Origin of the sequence: Mycobacterium sp. DL (assembly GCF_039729195.1) — a bacterium.
Lineage (GTDB): Bacteria > Actinomycetota > Actinomycetes > Mycobacteriales > Mycobacteriaceae > Mycobacterium > Mycobacterium hippocampi_A.
Genome location: NZ_CP155796.1, coordinates 5868784 through 5895441, shown reverse-complemented (window position 1 = coordinate 5895441; position 26658 = coordinate 5868784). Strand labels below are relative to the sequence as shown.

At 68.4% G+C, this 26658-nt stretch carries 24 protein-coding genes; 15 read left to right on the top strand and 9 right to left on the bottom strand.

Translation table 11 applies throughout. The features are described 5' to 3' along the window. Nucleotide 1 precedes the first annotated feature (1 nt). The 3 genes from ABDC78_RS28025 to ABDC78_RS28015 all read right to left on the bottom strand — a co-directional run bounded on the left by ABDC78_RS28025 (nt 2) and on the right by ABDC78_RS28015 (nt 4117). Nucleotides 2–1423 (bottom strand): wax ester/triacylglycerol synthase family O-acyltransferase, encoded by a 1422-nt coding sequence (locus ABDC78_RS28025; protein ID WP_178358233.1) that lies wholly within the window; start codon nt 1421–1423, stop codon nt 2–4. A 74-nt stretch (nt 1424–1497) separates the two neighbouring features. After that, nucleotides 1498–2955 carry a protein adenylyltransferase SelO gene (locus tag ABDC78_RS28020; RefSeq protein WP_178358274.1) on the bottom strand — a complete coding sequence of 486 codons (1458 nt, stop codon included), beginning with the start codon at nt 2953–2955 and terminating at the stop codon, nt 1498–1500. 13 nt (nt 2956–2968) lie between these two features. Then, a complete protein-coding gene (locus tag ABDC78_RS28015) occupies nt 2969–4117 on the bottom strand; it encodes a hypothetical protein (protein ID WP_178358234.1) in 1149 nt (382 codons plus the stop codon). A gap of 177 nt (nt 4118–4294) precedes the next feature. On the opposite strand from ABDC78_RS28015, the gene ABDC78_RS28010 reads away from it, so the two are divergent. Beyond that, complete coding sequence (locus tag ABDC78_RS28010; RefSeq protein ID WP_178358235.1) at nt 4295–5188, top strand: mycobacterial-type methylenetetrahydrofolate reductase; 894 nt, start codon at nt 4295–4297, stop codon at nt 5186–5188. A 7-nt stretch (nt 5189–5195) separates the two neighbouring features. Here ABDC78_RS28010 and ABDC78_RS28005 read toward each other — a convergent pair whose 3' ends face one another. After that, nucleotides 5196–5552: a DoxX family protein gene (locus tag ABDC78_RS28005; protein WP_178358236.1), complete on the bottom strand. Its 357-nt coding sequence runs from the start codon at nt 5550–5552 to the stop codon at nt 5196–5198. An 89-nt stretch (nt 5553–5641) separates the two neighbouring features. On the opposite strand from ABDC78_RS28005, the gene ABDC78_RS28000 reads away from it, so the two are divergent. The 3 genes from ABDC78_RS28000 to hrpA are packed head-to-tail and all read left to right on the top strand — an operon-like array spanning nt 5642 to nt 10348. After that, the gene (locus ABDC78_RS28000; RefSeq protein ID WP_178358237.1) at nt 5642–6118 is read left to right on the top strand and encodes a hypothetical protein; all 477 of its coding nucleotides are present in this window, start codon (nt 5642–5644) and stop codon (nt 6116–6118) included. Continuing rightward, nucleotides 6051–6440, top strand: a complete 390-nt coding sequence (locus ABDC78_RS27995; protein WP_178358238.1) for a VOC family protein — start codon at nt 6051–6053, stop codon at nt 6438–6440. Before ABDC78_RS28000 ends, ABDC78_RS27995 begins: the two co-directional genes overlap by 68 nt. Nucleotides 6441–6481: 41 nt before the next feature. Then, nucleotides 6482–10348 carry an ATP-dependent RNA helicase HrpA gene (gene hrpA / locus ABDC78_RS27990; protein WP_347133254.1) on the top strand — a complete coding sequence of 1289 codons (3867 nt, stop codon included), beginning with the start codon at nt 6482–6484 and terminating at the stop codon, nt 10346–10348. Here the strand turns inward: hrpA and ABDC78_RS27985 are convergent, their stop codons facing one another. Then, nucleotides 10349–12112, bottom strand: coding sequence for a GAF domain-containing protein (locus ABDC78_RS27985; RefSeq protein WP_178358239.1), 1764 nt, complete (start codon nt 12110–12112; stop codon nt 10349–10351). Between the two features lie 118 nt (nt 12113–12230). Between ABDC78_RS27985 and ABDC78_RS27980 the strand changes: the two genes are divergently transcribed. The 8 genes from ABDC78_RS27980 to ABDC78_RS27945 all read left to right on the top strand — a co-directional run bounded on the left by ABDC78_RS27980 (nt 12231) and on the right by ABDC78_RS27945 (nt 19526). After that, nucleotides 12231–13298: an ABC transporter substrate-binding protein gene (locus tag ABDC78_RS27980; protein ID WP_347133253.1), complete on the top strand. Its 1068-nt coding sequence runs from the start codon at nt 12231–12233 to the stop codon at nt 13296–13298. A gap of 71 nt (nt 13299–13369) precedes the next feature. Beyond that, nucleotides 13370–14122 (top strand): ABC transporter permease, encoded by a 753-nt coding sequence (locus tag ABDC78_RS27975; RefSeq protein WP_256735976.1) that lies wholly within the window; start codon nt 13370–13372, stop codon nt 14120–14122. After that, nucleotides 14119–14907: an ABC transporter permease subunit gene (locus ABDC78_RS27970; protein ID WP_256735977.1), complete on the top strand. Its 789-nt coding sequence runs from the start codon at nt 14119–14121 to the stop codon at nt 14905–14907. Before ABDC78_RS27975 ends, ABDC78_RS27970 begins: the two co-directional genes overlap by 4 nt. Nucleotides 14908–14936: 29 nt before the next feature. Then, on the top strand, nt 14937–15683 hold the full coding sequence (locus tag ABDC78_RS27965) for an ABC transporter ATP-binding protein (protein ID WP_178358241.1): 747 nt from the start codon (nt 14937–14939) through the stop codon (nt 15681–15683). After that, the gene (locus tag ABDC78_RS27960) at nt 15680–16663 is read left to right on the top strand and encodes an amidohydrolase family protein (RefSeq protein WP_178358242.1); all 984 of its coding nucleotides are present in this window, start codon (nt 15680–15682) and stop codon (nt 16661–16663) included. Before ABDC78_RS27965 ends, ABDC78_RS27960 begins: the two co-directional genes overlap by 4 nt. Further along, the gene (locus ABDC78_RS27955) at nt 16656–17864 is read left to right on the top strand and encodes an FAD-dependent monooxygenase (protein ID WP_178358243.1); all 1209 of its coding nucleotides are present in this window, start codon (nt 16656–16658) and stop codon (nt 17862–17864) included. Before ABDC78_RS27960 ends, ABDC78_RS27955 begins: the two co-directional genes overlap by 8 nt. An 18-nt stretch (nt 17865–17882) precedes the next feature. Next, nucleotides 17883–18317: a hypothetical protein gene (locus ABDC78_RS27950; RefSeq protein ID WP_178358244.1), complete on the top strand. Its 435-nt coding sequence runs from the start codon at nt 17883–17885 to the stop codon at nt 18315–18317. Between the two features lie 27 nt (nt 18318–18344). Continuing rightward, complete coding sequence (locus tag ABDC78_RS27945) at nt 18345–19526, top strand: FAD-dependent monooxygenase (protein ID WP_178358245.1); 1182 nt, start codon at nt 18345–18347, stop codon at nt 19524–19526. Between the two features lie 23 nt (nt 19527–19549). Here the strand turns inward: ABDC78_RS27945 and ABDC78_RS27940 are convergent, their stop codons facing one another. Both ABDC78_RS27940 and ABDC78_RS27935 read right to left on the bottom strand, forming a co-directional pair. Continuing rightward, nucleotides 19550–20863, bottom strand: a complete 1314-nt coding sequence (locus ABDC78_RS27940; protein WP_178358246.1) for an HNH endonuclease signature motif containing protein — start codon at nt 20861–20863, stop codon at nt 19550–19552. Nucleotides 20864–20925: 62 nt separating this feature from the next. After that, complete coding sequence (locus ABDC78_RS27935; protein WP_178358247.1) at nt 20926–22086, bottom strand: zinc-binding dehydrogenase; 1161 nt, start codon at nt 22084–22086, stop codon at nt 20926–20928. Between the two features lie 30 nt (nt 22087–22116). Here ABDC78_RS27935 and ABDC78_RS27930 point away from each other — a divergent pair, with 30 nt between their 5' ends. Genes ABDC78_RS27930 through ABDC78_RS27920 form a run of 3 tightly spaced genes read left to right on the top strand, consistent with a single transcriptional unit; the run spans nt 22117 to nt 24940 of the window. Continuing rightward, complete coding sequence (locus tag ABDC78_RS27930; protein WP_178358248.1) at nt 22117–22896, top strand: glutaminyl-peptide cyclotransferase; 780 nt, start codon at nt 22117–22119, stop codon at nt 22894–22896. 20 nt (nt 22897–22916) lie between these two features. Then, nucleotides 22917–23795, top strand: coding sequence for a DUF1295 domain-containing protein (locus ABDC78_RS27925; RefSeq protein WP_347133252.1), 879 nt, complete (start codon nt 22917–22919; stop codon nt 23793–23795). Beyond that, nucleotides 23792–24940 (top strand): FAD-dependent oxidoreductase, encoded by a 1149-nt coding sequence (locus tag ABDC78_RS27920; RefSeq protein ID WP_178358250.1) that lies wholly within the window; start codon nt 23792–23794, stop codon nt 24938–24940. The genes ABDC78_RS27925 and ABDC78_RS27920 overlap by 4 nt, the downstream gene beginning before the upstream one ends. On the opposite strand, the gene lipE is transcribed toward ABDC78_RS27920, so the two are convergent. Together lipE and ABDC78_RS27910 are read right to left on the bottom strand one after the other, a co-directional pair. Continuing rightward, entirely contained in the window at nt 24937–26196 is a 1260-nt protein-coding gene (lipE, locus tag ABDC78_RS27915) for a lipase LipE (RefSeq protein ID WP_178358278.1), read from the bottom strand. The genes ABDC78_RS27920 and lipE overlap by 4 nt on opposite strands. Beyond that, nucleotides 26193–26639 carry a hypothetical protein gene (locus ABDC78_RS27910; RefSeq protein WP_347133251.1) on the bottom strand — a complete coding sequence of 149 codons (447 nt, stop codon included), beginning with the start codon at nt 26637–26639 and terminating at the stop codon, nt 26193–26195. The genes lipE and ABDC78_RS27910 overlap by 4 nt, the downstream gene beginning before the upstream one ends. Nucleotides 26640–26658 lie beyond the last annotated feature (19 nt).

The window sequence follows — 26658 nt, the reverse complement described above, 5'->3', positions numbered from 1 at the left end:
GTCAGCGCAGCGAGGCCTTCTCCAGATCGCCGAGCGCATCACCGGTGTAGACCGCGAGTCGCTGCAGGTGCGGAAGCGCGTCGCGGCACCCGACGAAGCCGAAGTTCATCGTCTCGGCGTAGCTCTGCAGCGTGATGTTGAGCGCCATCCCGTGAATCGGAATGGACACCGGGAACGTGGCTTCCAGTCGGGAACCGTTGAAGTACAACGGTTCCCGAGGTCCGGGCACGTTCGACACACACAGGTTGAACGTGTACGGCCACGGCGTCTGCAGGCCCGTCAGGGCACCTGCGACCTGACCGCCGGCAGGCGCCAGCAGCGCGGCGGTGTAGGCGATGATCGCCGTGGGGGACATCGTCTGCAGCTGCGCCTTCGACGCCCGGGTGGCCGCGGTGATCTTCTCCAGTCGCTCGACCGGATCCTCGATGTCGGTGCCCATCGGCGCGAGGATGGCTCCCACCGCATTGCCGCCGCCCTCGTCGCCCTTGGGTCGCACGTTGACCGGAAGGAACGCGATCAGCGAGCGGTCGGGCAGCTTGTCGAAGTCGGTGAGGAACTTGCGCAGACCCCCGCCGATGATCGCCAGTGCCACGTCGTTGATCGTCGAGCCGTGCTGGGAGCTCACCGCGCGCAGCCGATCGAATTCGTACTGCTGGGTGGCGAATCGGCGGTTGCGACTGATCCGTGCGTTGAGGATGCTGTGCGGCGCCGACGCCGAACCGGCGATCTGTGCGTACTCGCCGTCGCGGCGGATCTGGGTCTTGACGATCGCGTTGGTCAGATCGACCGCCGAGCTGACCCCGCCGGCGACCTGGGAGCCGAACCCGCCGAGCGCCCGCAACGTGGACGTGAGCAGGTTCGTCGGCGCCGCGGGCGCGCGGTGCTCGCGTTTGGGCATGGGGGTGTTGAAGAACATCCGGGTGTCGCGCGATTCGGGGTCCGTCGTGAGGCTGCGCGCCAGCATCCGCATCGCGCTGTAACCGTCGACGAGCGCATGGTGGATCTTCATGTACAGCGCGAACCGTCCGCCCTCGAGCCCTTCGATGACGTGGATCTCCCACGGGGGACGTGTCAGGTCGAGATGGTTGCTGTGCAGCCGGGAGACCAGGATGCCCAGCTCCCGTTCGTCACCCGGGCTGGCGAGCGCCGACCGGCGGACGTGGTAGTCGAAATCGAAGTCGGTATCGGTCACCCAGCTGTGCACCGGGCTGAACTGGAGTCGCGGGTGCGCGAGTTTGCGGTTCCACGGCGCCATCACCTCTTGGCGCCTCGCCTCGTCGATCATCTTCCGCAGGTAGTCACGCGGCGCGTCTGCGGGCGGCGTGAACGGTAGAAGCCCGGCGACGTGCATCTTCGAACTCGACGTCTCGCCGTAGATGAAGATCAGGTCCTGTAGCCCAAGACGGACACTGTTGGCGCTCAAGGGTTCTCCTGTTGCTGAAAATGCCTATTGCTGAAAAGTGCATTGTGGTGTCCGCCACAGTACGCGCGTACGGGTCAGGTGCCGCAGAATGTTCGAAACGAGGCGCTGAACTCCTTCTCGGCGGGCTCGGCGTAGCGCTCCAGCCCGGGGCGTTCCTCGAACGGGGAACCGACTGCGACGAGTAACTGGCGCAGCGGCGCCAGGTCGCCGACAGTGGCCGCGGTCAGCGCCTCCTCGACGAGATGGTTGCGCGGAATGTAGACCGGGTTCACCCGATCCATCGCGTCCGCGTCCGGCCCCAGCGCGCGCCATCGTGCGGACCAGTCGTCGAACGCGGCGAGGTCGATGAACTCGCCGCGGACCGGTTCGGCATCACCGCGGGCCGCGCGGCTGAGCCGGCGATAGAACGAGGTGTGGTCGACCCGGCTCTGCTGCATCTGCGTGAGCAGCTCCTCGACCAGCGGGGCCACCACCTCGGCCGGGGCGTCGGCGACCCCCAGCTTGGCGCGCATGCCCGCCGACCAGACCTGCTCGTAGCGACCCTGGAAGCCGCCCAGCGATGCCTCGGCCAGCGCGATGGCCGTCTCCGTGTCATCGGTCAGCAGGGGCAGCAGCGCCTCGGCGAACCGCGCCAGGTTCCACACCGCGATCCCGGGCTGGTTGCCGTAGGCGTACCGGCCCCAGCTGTCGATCGAGCTGAACACCGTCTCCGGGTCGAAACCCTCCATGAACGCGCACGGTCCGTAGTCGATGGTCTCGCCCGAAATCGTCATGTTGTCGGTGTTCATCACCCCGTGGATGAAGCCGACGAGCATCCACCGGGCGATCAGGTCGGCCTGCACCGAGATGACGGCCTCCAGCAGCGCCAGGTAGCTGTTGTCGGCGTCGGCCGCGTGCGGATGGTGCCGGGCGATCGCGTGGTCGGCCAGCCGACGAAGGAGTCCGAGGTCTCCGGTGGACTGGGAGATGGCGGACGCGTACTGGAACGAGCCGACGCGCAGATGGCTGTCGGCCACCCGGGCGAGCACGGCCCCGGGCAGCACCGTCTCCCGGTTCACCGAGCGGCCGGTGGCGACGACCGCGAGGGCGCGGGTGGTGGGGATGTGCAGCGCGTGCATCGCCTCGCTGATGACGTACTCACGCACCATGGGTCCGACCGCGGCGAGCCCGTCGCCGCCCCGGGCGAACGGCGTCCGTCCCGAGCCCTTCAAGTGCAGGTCGCGGATCCTGCCGGAGGCGTCGACGAGCTCCCCGAGCAACAGCGCGCGGCCGTCCCCGAGGCGGGGGACGAACCCCCCGAACTGGTGACCGGCGTAGGCCTGTGCGACGGGTGTGGCGTCATCCGGGAGTGCCGTGCCCACCAGCAGTCCCAGGCCTTCGGGGCTGCGCAGCCATGCCGGGTCGAGACCGAGTTCTGCCGCCAGCGCGTCGTTGATCGCCACAGGCGTCGGTTCCGGTGCGGCTTCGGCTTTCCAGCCCACCGCCAACTCCGGGAGTTCGCGGGCGAATCGGTCGTGAAGCGCGAGGGTCACCACCCCAACCAGACTACGGAGGCGGCTGGATCACCGCGATTGCGTCGACTCCGTCCTTGATCGTGAAGCGGCGCTCGCTCTCCTCGAACACCAACGTGCCCGACGGATCCGCGTACGCGCCGCTCTGCGGCAGGATCAGGGCGCGCTGCCCCGGCGCGACGTCGGCTGTCTGCAGCGCCGACGTCGACGGCGTGATCTGTTCGATGCGATCCTCGGCCGCCTGCCAGACCAGCGGCGGATAGCTCTCCGGCCGGTCACACCGCCACATCGCCAGGCTCAGTTTCGGCAATCCGGTGGCGGGCCACCACAGCTTGGGCACCCGGGACCCGGTGTCGGTGTCCGGACCTGCCACGTCGAAGGTCTGCTGGTCGCCGGCGGCGTCGGACACCACGACGGCCGCGGTCCCGCAGTTGCTGTCCGTGCTGCGGTACAGCGCGTACGCCAGCGAGGCCCCGTCGGGGCTGAGCCGGGCCACCGACACCGGTGAGTTCGCGTCGGCCAGGCCGAGTGGTGCCGGTGCCCCCGGACCACGCACCGCGTAGAGGGTGTCCGGGCCGCCGAACGGAGACGGCGGCGCTTCGACGCGTGCGATGACCGAAGTGCCGCCACGGGCGACGATCAGCCGCGGCTCACCGGGGCGCACCCCGGCGACCGGCGGCAGGTCGACCGTCTGCAGCAGCGCGGGCTGTGAGTCCGGATCCGCCAGATCGAGCTGCATCAGCCGATTCGGCTGCTCCCACCAGACGATCGAGCTCGGTCCGGTGGTTCCCAGCACCGGGCCCACCGGGACCGTCCGGGTGGACCCCTCCTGAGAGGCCACGTCCAGTGTGGCGACCTGATTGTCGGTGGTGCGCGCGAACACGAACCGGCCGTCTTCGGTGGTGATCAGGTCGTTGGAGGCCTCGAAGCTGCCGGGAGCCGTCGCGATCACGCTTGTTCCGTCGACGAGGCCGATCTCGTCGGCCGCCCGGTAAGCCAGCAGTGGGCCGGTGGGTTGCGACGGAGTCGTCGTGGGGTCGAACGGGGAACTCGGGCGCGGGGTGGACACGGAGGTGGTGCCGGGGGCGGGTTGGACGCCGGTGCAGCCGGTCGCGGCGAGGCCGATGACGGCCAGGGTCGCCACCAGGGTTTTGGGTGTGGTGAATCTCTGCAGAATCTTCATAGGGCTCCGTTCCATGAAAGCCCACCCGCCGGTGTGGTGTCGCCAGGGGTCGTCCGCGGTGGGCCCGGGAGCCGCCCGGTCGGTATGGTGATTTCTCTCCGGTGGCGGGGGAAGAGGCTGATGAGGTCGATGTCAGCCGATCGCCGGACAATCCGATGTCAGATGTGGAGCAACGCTGTGAGCCTGAACACCATCGCTCTGGAATTGGTGCCGCCGAACGTCGAACAGGGCCGAGAGCGGGCACTCGAGGACGCCGAGAAGGTGCTGCGGTGTTCGGCCGAAGCCGGCCTGGCCGGGAGAGTCCGCCACGTGATGATCCCCGGGATGATCGAAGAGGACGACGATCGGCCCATCGAGATGAAGCCGAAGCTCGATGTCCTGGAGTTCTGGTCGATGATCAAGCCCGAGCTGCCGGGAATCAACGGACTGTGCACCCAGGTCACCGCGTTCATGGACGAACCGACGCTGCGGTCTCGGCTGACCGAACTGGGCGACAGCGGGTTCGACGGGATCGCGTTCGTCGGTGTGCCGCGCACCCTCAGCGACGGGGAGGGTTCCGGCGTCGCGCCCACCGATGCGTTGTCGCTGTTCGACAACGTCATCAGCAACCGCGGCGTCATCCTGATCCCGACGCGCGACGGTGAACAGGGCCGCTTCGAGTTCAAGTGCAACCGGGGCGCCACCTACGGCATGACCCAGTTGCTGTACTCGGACACGATCGTCGAGTTCCTCACCGAGTTCGCCAGGACCACCGAGCACCGGCCGGAGATCCTGCTGTCGTTCGGCTTCGTGCCCAAGCTCGAGACCAAGGTCAACCTGATCAACTGGCTGATCCAGGACCCGGGGAACGCGGCCGTTGCCGCCGAGCAGGAGTTCGTGAGGACACTCGCGGGCAGCGAACCGGATCTGCGGCGCAAGCTGATGCTCGATCTGTACAAACGGGTCATCGACGGCGTCGGCGCGCTCGGCTTCCCACTGAGCATCCACTTCGAGGCCACCTACGGTGTCAACACGCCGGCCTTCCAGACCTTCGCCGACATGCTGGAGTACTGGTCGCCCGACCGCCCGTAGCTCAGCCTCAGAAGGCGAGCACCGGAACGGCGACGCAGATCGCCAGCATGCCGGTCGCGTTGACGAACAGGTTGCGGCCGAAGTCGCGGGCGGCGATGTGCATGCCGATGGCGGCGACGAAGTACCCGATCAGCGCCGCGCAGGTCAGCGCGGCCAGGTAGGGGACCCAGAGCCCGGCGAGCAGCCCCGCTGCCGCGGCGAATTTGATGACCGGCATCAGCCACCACCAGCGGCGCGGCCAGCGCACCGCCTCGAAGCACTCGGCGATGAAGGCGGCCGGTTTCACGCACAGCAGGCCGTCGCCGAACTGAATGACGGCGAGGACGAGCACGGGCCACGTCGGGTCGGGAAGGGAGAACGTCATGTCCAGTAGACGAGACGGTCAGCGAGATTGTGACGGCTGCGGTACAACGACGTGATGAGTTCGGCGCCCGAGAGGGGTCTACTCCCGGTATGAGGCCACCTCGCGCATTCGTCCGGCGGACCGGGGCGCTGCTCGCCGTGGGTTCGGCTGCGCTGCACGGGGCGGCACTCGGCCCGGGCGTCACTCCGTGGCTCGCGGCGCTGACGGTGGTGATGCTCGCCGGCTGCCTGTACTGCGCCTACGAGCTCGTGACCCGCGACAGTGTGCGCGCCTGGGTGCTGGTCGCGCTGATGAACCTCGGGATGGTCGCGGTGCACCTGCCGCTGACCGGAGCCCACCACCACGGCGCGCACCCGGGGGTGCCTGCGGCAGTGCCGACGGCGATGGAGTTGGCCACCGTTGTCGCGATCGCCGAGATCCTGCTCGCGGCGGCGGTGCTGTTCGTCCGCACCCGTGCTCTGGCGCCGGAGGTCATCGCGCCGTGTCAGAGTGGACGTCATGACGCAGGCGGAAACACCGGTCGGCCGGTTGGGCGCGACGTCGATCGACTGCCCGAATCCCGCTGAGTTGGCGGACTTCTACTCCCGTCTGCTCGGCATGCGGCGCCTCATCGAAACGCCCGACGGCGGGGTCGTCGCGATCACCGACGGCGCCCACATCCTGGCGATGATGCGCGTCGACGACCACGTCGCGCCGACGTGGCCCGAACCCGGCCAACACCAGCAGATGCACCTCGACGTGTCCGTCACCGACCTCGACGACGCGGTCGTCAGAGCCGAGGGTCTGGGTGCGCGGCAGGCGGGACACCAGGCGCAACCGGCGCTGTGGCGGGTCATGCTCGACCCGGCCGGGCACCCGTTCTGCCTGACGACGGTCGGAGCGGACTGACGAACGCCGACACACGCGCCCTTCGCGCGCGGCTCGACGGGTTGACGATCCGCGACGCCGCCCGGCTGGGCCGCAGGCTCAGACAGCTCAGGTCGCCCAGCCCCGAGCAGCTCGACAAGCTCGCCCAGCAGTTCACCGCAGCCGAGGCGCTTGTTGCGACGCGCACCGCCGCGGTCCCGCCGATCAGCTATCCGGACCTTCCCGTCAGCCAGCAGCGCGGCGAGCTTGCCGCGGCCATCGCCGAACACCAGGTCGTGGTGGTCGCCGGTGCGACGGGTTCAGGCAAGACCACCCAGCTGCCGAAGATCTGCCTCGAGCTCGGCCGCGGCATCCGCGGCACCATCGGCCACACCCAACCGCGCCGGCTGGCCGCGCGCACCGTCGCGCAGCGCATCGCCGACGAACTGGGCACCCCGCTCGGCGAGGCGGTGGGATACACGGTGCGCTTCACCGACCAGGTCAGCGATCGCACGCTGGTCAAGCTGATGACCGACGGCATCCTGCTCGCCGAGATCCAGCGGGACCGTCGGCTGCTGCGGTACGACACCCTGATCCTCGACGAGGCACACGAGCGCAGCCTCAACATCGACTTCCTGCTCGGATACCTTCGCGAGCTGCTGCCGCGCCGGCCCGACCTGAAGGTCATCGTGACCTCGGCGACGATCGAGCCGGAGCGCTTCGCGGCGCACTTCTCGGGGGCGCCGATCGTCGAGGTGTCGGGTCGCACGTATCCGGTCGAAATACGTTATCGGCCTTTGGAAGTCGCTGTTCCTCAACAAGACGACGAGGATCCCGACGACCCCGACCACGAGGTCGTCCGCACCGAGTTGCGCGATCCGACCGAAGCGATCGTCGATGCGGTCACCGAGCTGGCGACCGAACCTGCCGGTGACGTGCTGGTGTTCCTGTCGGGTGAGCGGGAGATCCGCGACACTGCTGAGGCCCTTCGTGGCGCTTTCGACCAGAACACCGAGGTGCTGCCGCTGTACGCGCGGCTGGCGACAGCCGAGCAGCAGAAGGTCTTCGCGCCCAGCCGTGCGGCACGGCGCATCGTGCTGGCCACCAACGTCGCCGAGACGTCGTTGACCGTGCCCGGCATCCGCTACGTCGTCGATCCCGGCACCGCCCGGATCTCGCGCTACAGCCGCCGAACGAAGGTGCAGCGCCTGCCGATCGAGCCGATCTCCCAGGCGTCGGCCCAGCAGCGCGCCGGGCGCTGCGGTCGGACGGCCCCGGGTGTCTGCATCCGGCTCTACACCGAAGCCGACTTCGACTCCCGGCCGCGCTACACCGATCCCGAACTGCTGCGCACCAACCTCGCCGCGGTGATCCTGCAGATGGCTGCGCTGGATCTCGGTGAGGTGGCGGACTTTCCGTTTCTCGATCCGCCCGAGGCGCGCAGCATCCGCGACGGTGTGAGCCTGCTGCAGGAACTCGGCGCGTTCGATCACGCAGGGGCACTGACCGCCACCGGTCGCCGGTTGGCTCAGATCCCGGTTGATCCACGGCTGGGCCGGATGCTGCTGCAGGCGGACGCCGAGGGGTGTGTGCGCGAAATGCTGGTGCTCGTCGCGGCGCTGTCGATCCCGGATCCGCGCGAGCGACCCGCCGACAAAGAGGAGGCGGCCCGCCAGAAGCACGCCCGGTTCGCCGACGAGCACTCCGACTTCGTGTCGTTCCTGAACCTGTGGAGCTACCTCGGCGAGCAGCGGAAAGAACGCTCCGGCAGCTCCTTTCGCCGGATGTGCCGCGACGAGTTCCTGCACTACCTGCGGATCCGCGAATGGCAGGATCTGGTCGGGCAGCTGCGCAGCATCTGCCGGGATCTCGGTATCCGGGAACAAGACGCTGCCGCGGAACCCGCGCGGGTGCACGCCGCGCTGACCGCGGGATTGCTGTCGCACATCGGTTTGCGCGAGGGCGACGCCCGCGACTCCCGGATCTTCCAGGGCGCGCGCAACACCAAGTTCGTGCTGGCACCCGGTTCGGTGCTGTCCAGGCGTCCACCGCGCTGGGTCGTCGTCGCGGACCTGGTCGAGACCAGCAGGCTCTACGGACGCACCGCGGCACGCATCGAACCGGAAACCGTCGAGCACGTCGCCGAGCACCTGGTGCAGCGGACCTACAGCGAGCCGCACTGGGATCCGAAGCGGGGCGCGGTGATGGCCTTCGAACGGGTGACGCTCTACGGTCTTCCGATCGTGGCCCGGCGTCGCATCGGTTACGACAAGGTCGACCCCGAGATCTCCCGGGAGTTGTTCATCCGCCACGCCCTGGTTCAGGGCGAGTGGGAGACCCGGCACCATTTCTTCAGGGACAACACCCGATTGCGGGCAGAGCTCGCCGAGCTGGAGGAGCGGGCCCGACGGCGCGATCTGCTCGTCGGTGACGACGAGGTGTACACGTTCTACGACGCGCGCGTCCCCGCCGACGTCGTCTCGGTCCGGCACTTCGACGGCTGGTGGCGCAAACAGCGGCAGCGCACACCGGATCTGCTCACGCTGGGCCGCGACGACCTGCTGCGGTCTGAGGAGGACAACAACAACCCGGAGAGCTGGAAGTCGGGTGACCTGACGCTGCCGCTGTCCTACCGGTTCGAACCGGGAGCCTTCGATGACGGGGTGACCGTGCATGTCCCGGTCGACGTGCTCGCGCGTGTGGGCGGCGACGAGTTCGCCTGGCAGGTGCCGGCCCTGCGTGAGGAACTGCTCACCGCGCTGATCAAATCGCTGCCGAAAGACCTGCGGCGCAACTTCGTTCCGGCTCCCGACACCGCTCGGGCGTTGCTGGGGGTGCTCTCACCGGAGGACAGCGGGTCGCTGCTGGACGCGGTGCAGCGCGAACTGCGGCGGATGTCGGGGATTCTGGTCCCTGTCGACGCGTTTGATCTCGACAAGCTGCCGGCGCACCTGCGTGTCACCTTCGCCGTCGAAGCAGAGGACGGCTCTGTGGTGGCGCGGGGCAAGAGTCTCGACGAACTGCAGAACACCCTTGCGGCGCCGGTGCGCCAAGCGGTGGCCGCCGCAGTGGCCAATGGGCTCGAGCGGTCCGGTCTGCGTGACTGGCCCGACGCCCTGGACGAGCTGCCCCGCATGGTGGAGAGCAAGGCCGCGTCGGGGCACACCGTCCGCGGATATCCGGCATTCGTCGATCAGGGTGCGGCCGTGGACATCCGGGTGTTCGCGACGGAGGTCGAGCAGGCAGCAGCCGCGGCAGCGGGCAGCCGCCGACTGCTGCGCCTTGCCGGTCCGTCGGTCGCCAAACCCGTCGAGCGGGGACTCGATCTGCGGGCCAAGCTGATACTGGGCAACAATCCGGACGGGTCACTGTCAGCCCTGCTCGACGACTGCGCCGACGCCGCGGCTGCCCAGATCGTCGCGGAGCCGGTGTGGACCAAGGCTGAGTTCACCTCGGCCCGAACACGATTGGCGAGCTCCCTGGTGTCGACCACCCTTGACGTGGTGCGCCGAGTGGAGAAGGTGCTCGCCGCGTGGCACGACGTCCAGATCGCCCTGCCCGACGCGCCGAATCCCCAGCAGGCCGACGCGATCGCCGACATCCGCGCCCAGCTGGCCCGGTTGATGGCGCCGGGTTTCGTGGCGGTCACCGGAGTCGTTCGCCTCGGTGACCTCGCGCGCTATCTGACCGCGGTGAGCCGGCGTCTGGAACGATTGCCGCACGCGCTGACCGCCGACCGGGAACGGATGGTGCGGGTGGCCGCAGTGCAGAGCGCCTACGACCAACTCGTCTCGGCGCTGTCACCGGCACGCGCCGCTTCTGCCGATGTCCGCGACATCGCCTGGCTGATCGAGGAATTGAGGGTCAGCCTGTGGGCGCAGCAACTGGGTACCGCGCGCCCGGTCAGTGAACAGCGGATCTACCGCGCGCTGGATGCGGTCCACGACTAGTCACCTGAGGTCGGCGATCCGGGCAACGGTCAGGGCCGAGGTCAGTTGGAGCAGGTCGCGTGGGAGTGACAGGGAAAGTCCGGTGAGCTCTTCGACCCGCCTCATCCGCTGCTGAATCGTGTTGGGATGCAGATGCAGTGCCGCCGCTGCGGCCCGTCGATCGAGGCCGGCGTCGAGGTAGACCCGCGCGGTGCGGACGAGCTCGGTCGATCGGGTGCGGTCGTAGTCGACGACACGGCCGAGCACGGAGTGGGCGAACTCGCGCAGCCGCCGCGGATCGTCGAGCTGCAACAGAAGATGATCGATCGTGACCTCGTTCATGTTGATCACCGTGGTTGACGCGACGTCGGCCGCAAGATCGAGTGCGCCCCGCAGGGTGCGAAAGGACTCCGGCAGCTGTGACACCTCTGCGATGGCCGATACCGCCGCGACCGCGTAGTCGACGATCTCTGTCGCAGTGAGCATTTCGACCAGCGTGGTGGCGAGATCGACCACGGAGGCACCTCCGTGGGCCTGCGGGTCCGACGGGCAGACCAGCACCAGGTCACCGCCGAATACGGCCACCAGCGGACGGGGTCTGACCTCGGCGGCGAACCGATCGGTGACGGTCAGGACCCGTTCCGCAGTGGGTCGGCCGTCTCGGGCACGGTGTTCCGGCCACCGGACGGTGACGAGTGTCTGCTCGCCCGACAGGTCCCAGCCCAGGCGACGGGCCCGGTCGAGAAAGGTTCCGATTCCCCCGGGGCCGGTCGTCAGCAGATCGGCCACCAGAGATCCGCGGAGCCGCTGCTCCACCTCTGCTGCGGTTCGTGCCCGCAGCAGTTCCAGCGCGGTGACGACGGCGGCGTGCTCGATCGCGCGAATGTCGAGGCTTGACAGCGTGTCCGGTGCGGCATCGATGTGGATGCGTGCCACCACCATTCCGTCGAGGACCACACCGGCCACGCTGTGCCCGTCGGCTCCGACCACCGTCCCGGAACTGATCCGGTCGTCGATTCCTGCGGGAAGGCCGATCGACCCGTCGGCGATCCAGCCCGCGGTTGCCAGGCGTTCGCCGTAGACGTCCTCGATCATCACCGCCTGTCCGAGCAGCTCGGCCAGTGCGTCTGCGACCCCCACCACCCCCTCGCCCCGCAACGCCGTGGCCATCAGCAGGCCGTGCACCTCGTCGGCCCGGCGGAGCTCCCGGATGGTCTCCTGCTCCTGAGCGCGCAACTGCGCCGTGCCCAACGCGATCGCCACCTGCGTCGCCAGCGTCGTCACGAGGCTGACCTCGGCGGCGTCGAACCGGTGCGGTCCGGTGCGGTATCCGTTGAGCGCACCGATCACTTCTCCCGCCCGTCGAAGCGGCACCGAGATCAGCGCGCGGTAGCCCTGCTCGTGGGCGACGCCACCCCAGGGGGTGAAGCCCGGCACCTGTTCGATGTCCTCGAGCGTGACCACCTCGCCGGTGCGGAACGCGATGCTGGTGGGTGCCTCCTGATCGCCGAGGACGCCGAGCAGAACCGGTCGGTCGGCGTTGACCTTGGCGATGTAGTCCGGCGACAGGCCGTGTGAGCCCTGAATCGTCAGCGCCCGTCGCTCGTCGTCGGGCAGGAACACCGCACAGAAGTCGTAGCTGAGCAGCGTGCACGCGGTGCGCGCGACGCGGTCGAGGAGGTCGGCGACCGGTTCGTCACCGCCGACCGCCTCGCCGATGCCGGCGAGGGCGGCCAGCCATCGCTCGAGCGGGGAACCGTCCGTTTCGTATGTCACAGACGACATAGAGACAAGCATAAGTGTGTGTCAAGAGACATTGCCCTGTGGGTTCTCGCAGGCGCATCGTGTTCTGGTGATGACCGTCACAGATTGCTTCTCAACCCACATCCCCAGGAGGCTTCCGGTGGACAGCCCACGCACCCGTCGCACGGCGAAGACCCTCGTGGCCCTCGCGTCCGCGGTGACGATCGCGATCACCACGGCCTGCTCGGCCGGCCTCGGGGGCCCGGCCTCCTCCCGGGCCGCCCAGGACGGCGTCATCCGGTTCACGTTCGCTCCGGATCCGATCTGGGACTACATGAACGAGGCCGGCATCGTCGACGAGTGGCAGCGCGACAGCGGATATGCCATCGAGTCCAGCGCCACCTGGGACGAGTTCGGCCTGTTCGCCGGTGGGCACGCCGACATCATCTCCACCGCCTCGTTCGAGGTTCCCGGACTGGAAGAGCAGACCGAACGCGAGACCGTGATCATCGGTCGCTACAACGCCGAGCGCAGCCGCATCCTGGTCCGCGCCGATGACCCGGCCCAGTCGGTGGCGGATCTGAAGGGCAGACGCGTCGGGGTGTTCACCACGGTGTCGGGCACCCTGGTGTGGAGCGCGCTGATCAAGCAGATGCACGACTTGAACCTGGTGGAGATCGACGGACGCCCGGGCGACTTCGACATCGTGGTCGCCGACATCCAGAACCTGTCCAACCTGCTCGCCCGCGGCGAGATCGACGCGTGCATCTGCTACCCGGACCTGTCCGCCCGCGAACTGCGGGACGGTTCGGTCCGCGCGCTCTACGACGGAAAATCCTCCGCCGACCTGTTCGCCGAACAGGAGGCGCCCGGCCACGACGGCCCGATGGGCAATGTCTTCGTCGCCCGTCAGGACTGGGTGCAGGAGCATCCCGGCGAGGTGTCGGCGTTCCTGGACCTGTGGGACCGCGGCCTGGCCGAGTGGCAGCAGCACCGCGACGAGATGATCGAGCGTTACCCACAGCACTTCGCGGTGTCCACACCCGAGGACATCGCCTTCATGAAAGCGTATGTAGCAGAACATGACTGGGTTGTCGACGAGGTGCGCTTCGACGATCAGTGGGCCGAGGACGAGAGTTCGATCTTCGACCTGATGCGCACCACCGGGGTGATCGGCGACGAGATCACCGATCCGAAGTTCCTGCCCACCCAAGGAGTCCACCAGTGACCCAGACAATGGCAGCGCCTGCGACGCAGCCGCGTGAACCAGTGCCACCGCGAATCCGACCGAGCCGCCCCTTGGCCACCCGACGCTGGCTGGTCTCCGGCCTCGCGATGCTGGCGGCCATCGGGATCTGGGCCGTGGCCGCCGCGCTGGTCGACGATCCGATCCTGCCGCAGCCGAGCGATGTCGCCGACCGTGTCGTCGCGATCGTCGTCTCCGGTGAGGCCCTCACCAACTTCGCCGCGAGCATCGGCAAGATCGTCGCCGGCTTCGCGATCGCGATGGTCGCCGGGCTCGTCATCGGCTTCGCAATGGGCCGCAGCAGATTCATGACGTCCTACTTCTCGCTACCGCTGTTCGTCCTCGGCAACATGCCCGGTCTGACCTACGCGGTGTTCGGCCTGCTGATCTTCGGGGTGGGCGCAGGCGGGCCGATCGTGGTGTCCGCGCTGGTGGCCACCCCGTTCATCGCGATGAACGTCGCCGAGGGGGTGCGGTCGGTGGACGGAAACCTGCTCGCCATGTGCCGGGCCTTCGAACGGGATCGCACCGACATCCTGCGTCACCTCTACCTCCCTGCGCTGACCACCTTCGTCTTCGCCGGCGTGCGATACGGGTTCGCGATGGCGTGGAAGGTGGAGGCGCTCACCGAGGTGTTCGGCGCCAGCAGCGGCGTCGGGTTCATGATCCGCAAGGCCTATCAGGAGTTCCAGGTCGACGACATGCTGGCCTGGACAGCGCTGTTCGTCGTCGCGATGGTGCTCATCGAACGTGGCTTGGCTCACCTGGAGAATCGCTTCTTCGCTTGGCGGAAGGAAATCGCATGACCACCGCGACCACCATGACGGCTTGGCGGACCCAGCTCCGCGGCCAGAGCGTTTCGGCCGCAGCAGTTCTTGCCGCCGTGCTCACGATCTTCGGTGCCTGGCAACTCGCCGTCGTGTTCGGCAACCGGGTGCCCTCGCCTGCCGAGGCCGTGGCCCGCCTGGGTTCGGAGTCGGCCGCCGGGGAACTGTGGCACAACCTCGCGATCAGCATGAACCGATTCCTGCTGGGCTTGGCGCTGGCCCTCGTCATCGGCGCCGTCATCGGTGTGGTGATGGGTCTCTCCCGGGTGGCGGACCTGGCGTTCTCCGACCTCAACGCGGCGGCGCTGGCCATTCCCGCGGTGATCTGGGCGTTGCTGACCACGATGTGGTTCGGCTTCGGCTGGCTGACCCCGGTGGTGACGGTGTTCCTGTCGGGTCTGCCGTTCGTCGTCGTCAACATCGCCAAGGCCACCCGGGCGGTGCCGGCAGATCTGATCCTGATGTCTCGGGCGTTCGGGGTTCCCAGGGAGCGGGTGCTGCGCCAGATCGTTGCCCCCGCCGTCGCCGGATCCACCGTCGCTGCAGTGCGTTTCGCGATCATGAGCGCCTGGAACGGGTTGCTGCTCGCCGAGTGGTTCGGCGCCACCTCCGGCGTCGGGTGGCGGGCGCGTTACTGGTACGACGCCAACCAGCTCGACGGCTTCCTGGCCTGGGTGCTGGTCTTCATCCTGCTGCTGGTCATCGCCGATCTGCTGATCCTCGGCCCCATCGAGCGCTACGCCACCCGCTGGCGCAACGTCTGACATCCCACCACCAACGAGAGCGAGAAGCCATGGCCTCCATCGAGATCAAGAACCTGGTGAAGGAATTCACCGACCGTCGCGGCGAGGTCACACGCGTGATCGACGGCGTCGACCTGACGATCTCCGGCGAGACGTTCGTCTCCGTCGTCGGTCCGTCGGGGAGCGGGAAGACCACCCTGCTCAACATCGTGTCGGGTATCGAGACACACACCTCGGGCAGCGTCAGCCTGAAGTCGGGATCGCGGGATGCCCGGGTCGGGTACGTCTTCCAGGACCCGCGGCTGCTGCCGTGGCGCACGGTGATCGCCAACCTCGGTTTCGTGCAGCACGAGCGCGACGGTTGGCAGGAGCGGGCCCGGCACTACCTGGATCTCGTCGGGTTGAGTCATTGCGCCGACCGCTACCCGGCCCAGTTGTCCGGGGGACAGCAGCAGCGCATCGGCATCGCGAGGGCGTTCGCCGTGGAGCCCGATGTCCTGCTGATGGACGAACCGTTCAGCCACCTCGACGCGATGACCTCGCGCACGCTGCGTGAGCACCTCGAGCGCATCTGGCTGGAGTCACGCAGAACCGTCATGTTCGTCACCCACGACGTGACCGAGGCCGTGCAACTGTCCGACCGCATCGTCGTGCTGGCACCGGGTGGGCAGATCCACGAGATCATCGACGTCGACCTGCCCCGGCCCCGCAAGGCTTCCGACCCCGCCGTCGCGGTGCTGCAGGCCGAAGTGCTCGCCCGGTTCGAGGCACTCGAGGCGATGGGTGCGGCGGTATGAGCCTGCGACCCGGTCCCATCGACGTCCATGCGCACTGGCTGCCGGAGGATCTGTTCGGCCTCGCACCGGGGTCCCCGGTGCCGCCACTTCGTGACCACGAGGGCCAACTGCACCTCGGGGAGCTACCGCTGTCCATCAGGACCGCGGCGATGAGCGACGTGGCTCAGGTGCTCGCCGACACCGATGCGGCTGGGCTGGGCGCACGGGTGCTGTCGGCCCCGCCGTTCGCGTTCCCCGTCGCCGAGGCAGACGGTGTCGACGAATTCGTCGGTTCCTTCAACGAGGCGCTGGACAAGGTCTGCCGGGACAGCGACGGCAGGCTCGTGGGACTGGGTCTGGTCTCGCTGCACGACCCGGTGGCTGCCGGTAAGCAGATGGACGCCATGGCTTCCGAGGCGATCCGGGGTATCAGCTTGCCGCCGTTGCTCGGTGCCACCTCGTTCGACGTCGCACCCATGCGGGAGATCCTCGCCGCCGCAGCCGAACACGACCTCGCCGTGCTGGTACACCCGATGCAGCTGCCCCGACCGGAGTGGACGTCCTACTACCTGGTCAACCTGATCGGCAACCCCGTGGAGTCCGCGACCGCTGCGGCCGCGCTGACCCTCGGCGGGGTGATCGACGAGTTGCCGGGGCTGCGGATCTGCCTGGTGCACGGAGGCGGCTGCGCGCCGGGGTTGGTCGGACGCTGGGAGCATGGCTGGCAGCAGCGTGCCGACGTCCGCGCCGCCGCAACCCGATCTCCACGGGAGATGTTCGCCGAACTGTGGTTCGACACCCTTACCCACGACGTCTCGGCCCTGGAACTCCTTGCTGCACAAGCAGATCCGAGCAGACTGATGTGCGGCAGCGACTATCCGTTCGACATGGGCACCGACGACCCTCTGCACCTACCGCACGCGGCGAACATCGACGACGCCGTACTGGAGACCAACGCCCGGGCATTCCTCGGGCTCGACACAGGAGAAAGCGATGAATGATCTCGCGCGACGTCAGGACTGGAGCGGCCGGCGCGCACTGGTCGTCGGGGGGTCGATCGGTGGCCTCACGACGGCGCTGCTGCTGCGCCGGCTGGGTTTCGACGTCGATGTCTACGAGCGCACGCCCACCGATCTCGACGGGCGGGGCGGTGGCATCGTCCTGCAACCGGACACGCTGCGCTGGTTCGTCGAATGCAGCGATCAGCATCCCGAGAACGTCAGCACATCGACCCATTACGTGCAGTACCTGGGGATGGACAACTCGGTGCTGCATCGCGAGGACGCGCCGTGGAGTTACACGTCGTGGGGCACGTTCTACCGGGCCCTGCTGGCCGACTTCGGTACCGATCACTATCACCTCGGTGAATACGCGTCAGGTTTCGACCAGGACGCCGACGGGGTCGACGTGCGGTTCACCTCGGGCCGCCAGGAACGCGCCGAACTGGTGGTGTTCGCCGACGGTATCGGGTCACCGAGCCGCAAGCGGATCTCACCGGACTCCGAGCTCGAGTACTCCGGGTATGTAGGGTGGCGTGGGACAGTGCCCGAAAGTCAGGTTTCGGCGGAGACCTTTGAGCTGCTGCATGATTCGATCAGTTACAGCGTCGGACCGCACACCCACATCAACGTCTACCCGATCCCCTCGACCGACGGCGGGCTGGCAGTGGGTGAGCGACTGCTGAACTACGTCTGGTACCGCAATGTCGCCGAGGGATACGAGCTCGACGAACTGATGACCGACAAGCGCGGCTTCATCGCCGGTGTGTCCCTGCACCCCGGTCAGGTCCAGGGCCGGTTCGTCGACGAAATGCGTTCGGCAGCTGCTGAAGTGCTGGCCCCCGCCGCCGCCGAGGTGGTGCTGCGCACCGAGCAGCCCTACCTGCAGGCGGTGTACGACCTGGGCGCGCAGCAGATGGCGCTGGGGCGGGTGGCACTCGTCGGTGATGCCGCCAGTGCGGCTCGCCCGCACGCTGCGGCCGGCACCGCGAAGGCCGCGGCGAACGCCTGGGCACTCTACGACGCGCTGTCCGACAGCGCCGACATCACCGAGGCGCTCGCCAAGTGGGAGCCCGGACAGCTCGAGCTCGGCCAGCGACTGCTGCGCCGGGTCAAGGAGATGGGGACCCGCTCCCAGGTCGACTGCACCTGGTGGCCGGGTGACCCGGAGAACCGGTTCGGGCTCTACGGCCCGGGCCGCTAGAGAAACGAGAGGATCGAGATGACCGATACCAGAGACTTTCTCACCGACGCACCGCTGGCGGGCAGCGTCGTCGGCACCGACTTCGACGGGTGGAGCGACGAGCTACGGGCCGAGTTCGAAACCCACTCCCACGACGGGTTCGTCGGCTCGCGACTGCTCAGTGAGAACGACAGGGTGCGGGTGTGGGAGATCCGATTGGCGCCCGGCCAGCGCTGGCATGCCCACCGGCACGTCCTGGACTACTTCTGGACGGCGGTCACGGCGGGCCGCAGCAGACAGCACACCGCTGACGGCACCACCCGGGAGGTGGCCTACGACGCCGGCGAGACACGTCATTTCACCTTCGCAGCAGGCGAGTATCTGCTGCACGACATCGAGAACGTCGGTGCGGACGACCTCGTGTTCACCACGGTCGAGCATCTCGACTCGGCCAACCCGCCCTTGGATCTGTGAGGGCGATCGGCCGCTAGTGTTGGCGCTGTGCAGGACTGGAGCGGACAGCGGGCCGTGGTCGTCGGGGGGTCGATCGGCGGCCTGACCACAGCTCTGCTGCTGCGCAGGCTCGGTTTCGACGTCGAGGTCTTCGAGCGCACCCCGACAGACCTCGACGGCCGGGGCGGAGGGATCGTCCTGCATCCCGAAACGCTGCGCTGGTTCGTCGAGTGCAGCGACCAGCACCCCGAGACCGTCAGCACCTCAACGGATTTCATGCAGTACCTGGGTGAGGGCAATACGGTCCTCTACCGTGAGCCCGCGCTGTGGAGCTTCACGTCGTGGGGCACGTTCCATCGGGCCCTGCTCGCGGATTTCGGCACCGATCACTACCACCTCGGCGAGTACGCGGCGGGGTTCGACCAGGATGCCGAAGGTGTCGAGGTGCGGTTCGCCTCAGGCCGGCGCGAGGTGGCCGACCTGGTGGTCTGCGCCGACGGCGTCGGTTCGCCGAGCCGGCGCCGGATCTCTCCCGACGCCCGCCTCGAGTACGCGGGGTACGTGGGTTGGCGGGGCATGGTTCCCGAAAGTCAGGTTTCAGCAGAAACGTTCGAGTTGTTGCACGACTCGGTCACCTACAGCGTCGCACCGCTCACCCACATGCCCGTCTATCCGATTCCGTCGCCGTCCGGCGGGTTGACCGTGGGCGAGCGATTGCTGAACTACGTGTGGTACCGCAACGTCGCCGAGGGATACGAACTCGACGAGCTGATGACCGACAAGAGCGGGGTGCCGGCCGGTGTCTCACTGCACCCCGGTCACGTCCAGGACCGCTTCATCGACGAAATGCGTTCGGCGGCAAGCGAGCTGTTGGCACCCGCGGCAGCTGAAGTGGTGCTGCGCACCGAGCAGCCGTTCCTGCAGGCTGTCTACGACGTGGGTGCGAGCCGGATGGCCATGGGGCGCGTGGTACTTCTCGGCGATGCCGCCAGCACGGTGCGGCCCCATCCCGCGGCGGGTACGGCGAAGGCGGCCGCGGACGCCTGGGCACTTCACGACGCACTGTCACAGAGTGCGGACATCACCGATGCGCTGTCCCGCTGGGAGCCTGGACAACTCGATCTCGGACAGCGGCTGCTACGGCGGGCCAGAGACATGGGCAACCGCCTGCAGGTCGATTGCACCTGGGTGCCGGGCGATCCCGAGAACAGGTTGGGGCTCGGCGAGTGAGGGACGGCTAGAAACCTCGGCCTCTAGCTCGCTTTGTCGGTGGCTGGTGGTGGTTGTGGTTGGTAGGGGTGGTACCACTTCCATTGGGCGCGTTCGCCGGTGGGTCCGGCGTAGGGAGCTACTGCGGGTGGGGGTGTGGTGGGTGGTCGGGCCAACGATCGGTTGGTCAGTGGTTGGCCGGTGTGGTCGGTGACGACCAGGCGATCGGCGGGTCCGGTGATGGTGATCAGGCCGCGGTGATGGGCGCGGTGGTGGTACGGACAGACGAGAGCCAGGTTGCACAGCTCGGTGAGGCCGCCGTCCTCCCAGTGCCGGAGATGGTGGGCGTGCAGTCCGCGGGTCGCGCCGCAGCCGGGGACCACACAGCAGCGGTCCCGGTGTTCCAGCGCGCGGCGCAACCGGCGGTTGACCGTGCGGGTGGCCCGCCCGGCACCGATTACCTGGCCGTGGCGTTGGAACCAGACTTCGCAGGTCGCATCACAGAGCAGGAATCGGCGGTCATCCTCGGACAGTAAGGGTCCGAGGTGCAGGGCGGCGACGTGGGAGTCGGCGTCGACGTGGATCACCGCGGTGGTGCGCTGCCCGTGCGGGCGGCGGGCGACCTCGGTGTCCCAGCCGGCCTCGATGACGCTCATGAACGCATCGATGGTGCTCGGGAACGGCGGCGCCTGCTCACTGACCGACTCACCGGTGTCGTGGTGGTGTTTCCAGTCGGCGACCAACCCGTCGAGGTGTGAGGCCAGCGCGGCGTCGACCGTCGCGGCCTCGGCGTGGGGGAGCCGGATCCGGTAGGTGGTGTGGGTGTCGTCGCTGGTCTTGCTGATCGACCGTTCGGGTTCGGGTGGGGGCTGCGGTTCGGGTTCACAATCGAATTCAGAATCGGCTTCGGGTTCCGGTGGGGGCTTGGGTTCGGGTCGGGGTTCGGCCTTGGCCGCAATCCGCAGCTGGGAGACCGTGGCGCTCTCGGTCAGCAGCGCGTAGTGGTCATCGGAGCCGTCGGCGGCGCGCTCGGCGATGACACCGACCTGATCCAGGGAGAACCGCCCCTCACGGAGCGCGTCGAGGCAGCGCGGGAAGGTCTCGACCCGTTCGGCGACGGTGACCAGGGTCTCGGCGTTGTGCGGGGAGGTGCCCAGTTTCCAGGCCACCAGCGCAGCGACCGTTTTAGCGCCGGTAGTCGACCACAGCCCGTCTCGGTCGATCTCGGCGACGATATCGACGATGCGCCCGTCGATCGCATTCCGCTGACCTGCCAGCTCCGCCAACTGGTCGAACAGCACCTCCAGTCGCGCCCCCCGGGGCGGGCTCGGGATGAAACACGGTGCAGCCGAAGACATGACACCATCATCACAGAAGGGTCCGACATCACATCCGGCCCGCGAGCCATGGATATTCGAAGCTAAGGAGCAGTCGCCGCGCTGGCCGGGTCGATCATGATCTTGGCGTGCTTCTCGGGGTCGCCGAGCGCCTGGAACGCCGTCTCGACGCCGTCGAGACCGACCGTTCCGGTCACCAGCGCCGAGGCGTCGAGCTTGCCGTCGGCGAGCATGTGCAGCGTGTCGCGGAACTCCAACGGGGTGTAACCGAAGACGAACCGGATGTCGATCTCCTTGCCGATCGCCATCGCCGGACGGAACTTGTCGACTCCCATGCACAATCCGACGACGACGATCCGCGACGCCAGCGGTGCCGCGCCGATAACCCCGTCGATCATTCCCGGCACGCCCACGCACTCGAAGATCACCGGCCGCTTGGGAGCGGTGGCACCGAGGCTGTCCACCGCGCGGTAGAGGTGGGACCAGCCCGGCAGCCGTCGCAGCTTCTCCATCGACCCGACACCGAGCTCGTAGAGCGCGGGCATCGTCGTCATACCCCGCTGTTTGGCCGGCACGGCGTCGTAGGGAGAGTCCACCGCCGGGTCGACGACGATGTCGGCGCCACAGCGCAGGGCCAGGGCCCGACGTCCGGGGGAGAAGTCGCTGGCGACGATCGTGCCGACGCCGCGGGCCTTCAGCTGGCAGATGACTGCCAGCCCCACCGGACCGCACCCGAGCACGACCGCGACGTCCTTGCGGCTGATCTCGCTGCGCCGGATCGCGTGGTAGGCCACCGCCATCGGCTCGGTGAGCGCAGCGGTCGCCGGATCCAGGCCGTTGGGGACCACAAACGTCATGGACGCCTCCGCCAGCACTTGTTCGGCATAGGCGCCGGGCGCCTTGGGGGACAGTCCGGTGAGGTGGACGCCGCCCTGTGCCCTCAGGAGCGGGAACGTCACCACCGTCGTGCCCGGGGCGAACTCCTTGCCGACCTTGCGCCCCCGGTCGGCGACCACGCCGCTGAACTCGTGGCCCATCACCACCGGGGTGTCGCTGCGCACGAAGTCGGTGTAGTCGACGTTGGCGAGCATCTCGGTGAGTTCGTCGGCATGATCCTTGGCGTGCAGGTCCGTTCCGCAGATACCGCAGCGCAGCACGTCGAGCACCAATTGCCCCTCGGCGGGCCTGGGGGAAGGCAGGTCGATGACCTCCAGTGTGCTGTTCAGACAGCTGACGGCTTTCATTCCGCCATCGTCGCACGGTAGAACGGCTTGGTGACCAAACGTCAGATGTGGGCCGGGCTCGCCCTGGCATTCGTGGGCGCGGCGGCCGTGCTGCCCGGCGCGCACGCCCAACCCTCGGACACCGTCCCGGTGATCGAACCGGTCGTGCTCGAGGAGCTCGCCCACGACCCGGAGGCCTTCACCCAAGGATTCGAGATCGACGGGGCGGTTCTCTACGAGGGCACGGGGCTTGCCGGCGCATCCCAGATGCGTGAGCTCGATCCGGTCACCGGCGAGGTGCGCCGGGAGTCCGCAGTCCCCAACGGGTACTTCGGTGAGGGCATCACCGTGGTGGGCGACCGGATCTGGCAGCTCACCTACCGGGACGGGGTCGCAGTCGAATGGGACACCGCGACGTTGGCCCCCGTCCGGGAAGTGCCGCTGGACGGCGAGGGCTGGGGCCTGTGCTTCGACGGCGAACGATTGATCCGCAGCGACGGCACCAACCGGCTGCGCTTCCAGAACTCCGACGATCTCACCGAAACCGGTGGCGTCGACGTGACCCGCGACGGGCGGGCGGTGGACGGCCTCAACGAGTTGGAGTGCGTCGGTGGGCAGGTCTGGGCCAACCTCTGGCCCAGCGACGACATCGTGCGCATCGACCCGCAGACCGGATCGGTCGACCTCGTCGTCAACGCCGCCGGGTTGCGGGCTCGCGGAATCCCGGCCTCGGCCCAGGTGCTCAACGGCATCGCCCACGTCCAGGGCAACGAGTTCCTGCTCACGGGCAAGGACTGGCCAAAAACCTTCCGCGTCCAACTCGGGCAGTAGGCGCCGTGCATGATCAGGCGGTGACAAAAACGCGCTCGTTGGCGATCGTCGGGATCGCCTACGCCGCGGCCATCGCAGTGGCCGCGGCCTGGCTGGTGTGGGGTCCCGGCACTGGCAGGCTGTGGCTCGACACGCTGATCGCCGACATCCTCGCGACGCTGGTGGTGTTCGCGTTCAGCCGCGGGTTCGGCAACTCGAGTTTCTACGACGCGTACTGGAGCGTCGTCCCGCCCCTGCTGCTGCTCTACTGGTGGACCCAGAGCAGCGACGTCGAGCCGTGGCGGTGCTGGCTGCTCGCGGTGGTCGTCGTCGCGTGGGCGGTGCGACTCACCGGCAACTGGCTGTACGCGTTTCCCGGCCTGCACCATGAAGATTGGCGCTACCCGATGTTCCGGGAGCGGGCGGGGCGGTTCGAGTTCGTCGCGGATCTGGTCGCCATCCACCTGATCCCCACCCTGCAGGTCTTTCTCGGCATGCTGCCCGTCTACGTCGCGGTGACGACGCCGGGCACCGGGATGGCGTGGCTGACCGTCATCGCGTTTGTCGTCGGGATGGCCGCTGTCGCACTGGAGTTCGTCGCGGATACGCAGATGCACCGGTTCGTCAGGGACAGACGCCAGGGGGAGGTGATGGACCGCGGCCTGTGGAGTTGGTCGCGGCATCCGAACTACTTCGGCGAGTTCGGCTTCTGGTTCGCGCTGGCGCTGTTCGGGGTGGCCGCATCACCTGCCGACGCGTGGTGGCTGTTCATCGGCGCGGTCGCGATGCTGGCGATGTTCCTGGGTGCGAGCATCCCGATGATGGAGACCCGCAGCCTCGAGCGCCGCCCCGACTACCAGGCGGTCGTCGACCGGGTACCGCGGTTCGTGCCCCGGCCACCCGGGAAGGTCCGCGCGTGAGGTGGAATCGGGTCCGGCGGGCAGGAGCGCAGCGACCGGGGAATCGTGTCGTCATCGCCGGGCTCGGCGACACCGGTGTGCTCACCGCGATCAAACTCGCCAAACATGCTGACGTCGTGGGAATCTCGGCCAAGCCCGGGCTGGTCAGCGGCCAGGAACTGGGATGGCGGTTGGCGCGTCCCGACGACTGGGCCCGCCACAACTGGATCCCCTTCGGCCGGTTCCGCGGCCTCGACCGGGTCCGCGCCGTACACGGCACCCTGACCGCCGTCGACCTCGTCGCCCGCACGGTGGCGGTGCAGTTGCCCGACGGCTCGACGACCGACGTCGGGTACGACACGCTCGTCATCTCCACCGGGGTCACCAACGGCTTCTGGCGGCAACCGACACTGCAGACGGAAGCAGAGATCGGCACGGACCTGCGTGCTCCGCACGAGCGGCTCGCCGCCGCGAAGTCGGTGATCGTCATCGGAGGTGGTGCCGCCGCCGTCAGCAGCGCCGCGAACATCGCGACCACCTGGCCCGACAAGCGCGTTGATCTCTACTACCCCGGCGACCGCGCGCTGGCCGAGCATCATCCCCGCACCTGGGAGAAGGTCCGGCACAGGCTCACCGAAGCCGGTGTCGGACTGCATCCGGGCCACCGGGCCGACCTGCCGCCGGGGTTCACCGGCGACGAGCTGACCGCCGACCCCGTGCAGTGGAGCACCGGTCAGCCGGCCGCCTCCGCCGATGCGGTGCTGTGGGCGATAGGGCGGGTGCGGCCCAACACCGACTGGCTGCCCGCCGTGCTGCTCGACGAGCAGGGCTTCGTCCGCGTCACCCCCGAGCTTCAGGTGCCGGGGCACCCCGAGGTCTTTGCGGTCGGTGACGTCGCCGCCACCGACGCCCTCCGCAGCTCGGCACGCAACCGTGCCGACGGGCTGATCGCTCACAACGTGCTTGCTGCATCCGCCGGGAAAAGTCTGCGTAGCTACCGCCCACCCAGGAGTCGGTGGGGGTCGGTGCTCGGCATCCAGCCCAACGGGCTCGAGGTGTTCGCGCCCAACGGCAAGGCTTTCCGCTTCCCGGCGTGGACCTTCGAGCGGGTGCTGATGCCGTGGATCGTCAAGTGGGGCATCTACCGGGGCGTGCGCGGAGACTAGGCGATCCGGGGAATCTCGGCGTTGATCCGGTCCAGCAGTTGCGGGTAGCGCTTGGCCTCGCGATGCCCGCCGGGTTTGCCGCTGCTGACCACCGCCACCGACAGCGCCCGGGTCGGATCGGCCCACACGGCGATGTCGGTCAACCCGGTGTGGCCGAAGGCGCCTGCCCCGTCACGGCCGAACGGGCCGAAGCGCTTCGATCCGAGCATGTAGCCGGTACCCCATCGCATCGGCGCGAGCCCGGTTGCCAGGTCCGGACGCAGCCGCCGGCACTCTGCGGTCGCGCCGCGCAGCGTCTGCGCGGACAGCACCCGGATGCCGTCGAGTTCTCCACCACGGCAAAGCATTTCGGCGAACCGGGACAGCTCGTTGGCGTTGGAGACGGTGTTGGACGACGGGATGACACCGGTCAGGAAGTGTGGGGTGTTCGAGAACGGGATGATCTGCTGCGGGGTGCCTCCGACCGCGGTCTTGAACGCCTTGGCGATCGGGGCGGGCAGCGGTTTGCCGGTGACGTGACTGGGCGCGACCAGCGGAACGTCAACTGCGGCAACGCCGTAGTTGGTCCACCGGAAGCCCAGCGGTTCCAGGATCTCCTCGCGCAGGATGTCGCGGATGTTGCGGCCCGTTGCGGCGTTGATGATCTCGCGCATCAGCGGACCCCACGTCACACCGTGGTAGATGTGCACCAGGCCCGGCCGGTACACCGGCTTCATCGCGCCGAGCATCTCGCGCGCGTAGTCGCTGTCGTCCATCCGCTTGAGGTCGGGTTTGGGGCCGGTGGCGAACGGGACCCCGGCGCTGTGGGTCATCACATGACGGATGGTGGTGCGGTCCTTGCCGTGGCTGGTGTAGCCGGGCAGGTAGTCGCACACCCGGTCGTCGAGCGAGAACGCGCCGCGTTCGACGAGCATGTGGGCGACGGTCGTGGTGATCGCCTTGGCGGCGGAGTACACGCAGAACGGCGTCGTGGTGGACACCACGATCTTCTCGGCATCGGCCGGATCGGAGGGCCCGTTGCCCCAGCCGTGGCCGATCGCCCGGTCGAGGATCACCCGCCCGTCGCGGCGCAGGCAGACCTGGATCGCGGGCTGCATTCCCGCTGCGTACCAGTGCCGGGCCGCCTGCCAGATCCGGTCCACCGACGCCGGGTCGACACCGGAGTGGTCCTCGTCGCCCGTCGAGGTGACCGCGTCGAGGTCGGAGGGGATGACGATCCTGCCATCGTCGGAGACGACAGTCCGGCCCGTGGTCAGCGCGGACCGCCCGAGAAGAATCCGCTGCCGACCAGGCCGGTCAGCTGGCCCAGCAGGTCGCCGGGGCCCGGTGGGGGCGGCGGGGGGGTGTTGCTGAGCTGCCAGACCTGGCAGTCGCTGGTGGAGAACGTGGTGTCGGTCGGCAGGATCTCGACGAACGCCGGCTTCTTGGTCAGTGCGTTGTCGACGAGTTCGTCGCCGGCGGTGCGCTTCCAGTAGCAGGCACCGTCGTCGACCGGTCCGGCGGACTGGTACACCCCGGGTGCGATGTCCGTGCCGACCGCGTAGGAGCCGTCGGCGTCGATGGTGGTCTTGAGCCCCTCAGCAGGGGCGGGCGCCGGTGCCGGCGGGGGTGGAGCGGGCTGGGCCTGCGCGGGCACAGCGGCGGCCCACCACGTCGTCAGCACCACCGCAGCCATCACGGCTGGTCTTGTCGGCCTCATAGGAAGTCAGTCTAAGTGC

What these genes read in the sequence shown, in the direction of transcription:
- ABDC78_RS27935 (WP_178358247.1), bottom strand. Translation starts at nt 22,086, where the DNA reads ATGAAAGCCGTCAGCTGTCTGAACAGCACACTGGAGGTCATCGACCTG.
- ABDC78_RS27940 (WP_178358246.1), bottom strand. Translation starts at nt 20,863, where the DNA reads ATGTCTTCGGCTGCACCGTGTTTCATCCCGAGCCCGCCCCGGGGGGCG.
- ABDC78_RS28015 (WP_178358234.1), bottom strand. Translation starts at nt 4,117, where the DNA reads ATGAAGATTCTGCAGAGATTCACCACACCCAAAACCCTGGTGGCGACC.
- ABDC78_RS27970 (WP_256735977.1), top strand. Translation starts at nt 14,119, where the DNA reads ATGACCACCGCGACCACCATGACGGCTTGGCGGACCCAGCTCCGCGGC.
- ABDC78_RS27950 (WP_178358244.1), top strand. Translation starts at nt 17,883, where the DNA reads ATGACCGATACCAGAGACTTTCTCACCGACGCACCGCTGGCGGGCAGC.
- ABDC78_RS28005 (WP_178358236.1), bottom strand. Translation starts at nt 5,552, where the DNA reads ATGACGTTCTCCCTTCCCGACCCGACGTGGCCCGTGCTCGTCCTCGCC.
- ABDC78_RS27910 (WP_347133251.1), bottom strand. Translation starts at nt 26,639, where the DNA reads ATGAGGCCGACAAGACCAGCCGTGATGGCTGCGGTGGTGCTGACGACG.
- ABDC78_RS27985 (WP_178358239.1), bottom strand. Translation starts at nt 12,112, where the DNA reads ATGTCGTCTGTGACATACGAAACGGACGGTTCCCCGCTCGAGCGATGG.
- ABDC78_RS27995 (WP_178358238.1), top strand. Translation starts at nt 6,051, where the DNA reads ATGACGCAGGCGGAAACACCGGTCGGCCGGTTGGGCGCGACGTCGATC.
- ABDC78_RS28000 (WP_178358237.1), top strand. Translation starts at nt 5,642, where the DNA reads ATGAGGCCACCTCGCGCATTCGTCCGGCGGACCGGGGCGCTGCTCGCC.
- ABDC78_RS27955 (WP_178358243.1), top strand. Translation starts at nt 16,656, where the DNA reads ATGAATGATCTCGCGCGACGTCAGGACTGGAGCGGCCGGCGCGCACTG.
- ABDC78_RS27960 (WP_178358242.1), top strand. Translation starts at nt 15,680, where the DNA reads ATGAGCCTGCGACCCGGTCCCATCGACGTCCATGCGCACTGGCTGCCG.
- ABDC78_RS27965 (WP_178358241.1), top strand. Translation starts at nt 14,937, where the DNA reads ATGGCCTCCATCGAGATCAAGAACCTGGTGAAGGAATTCACCGACCGT.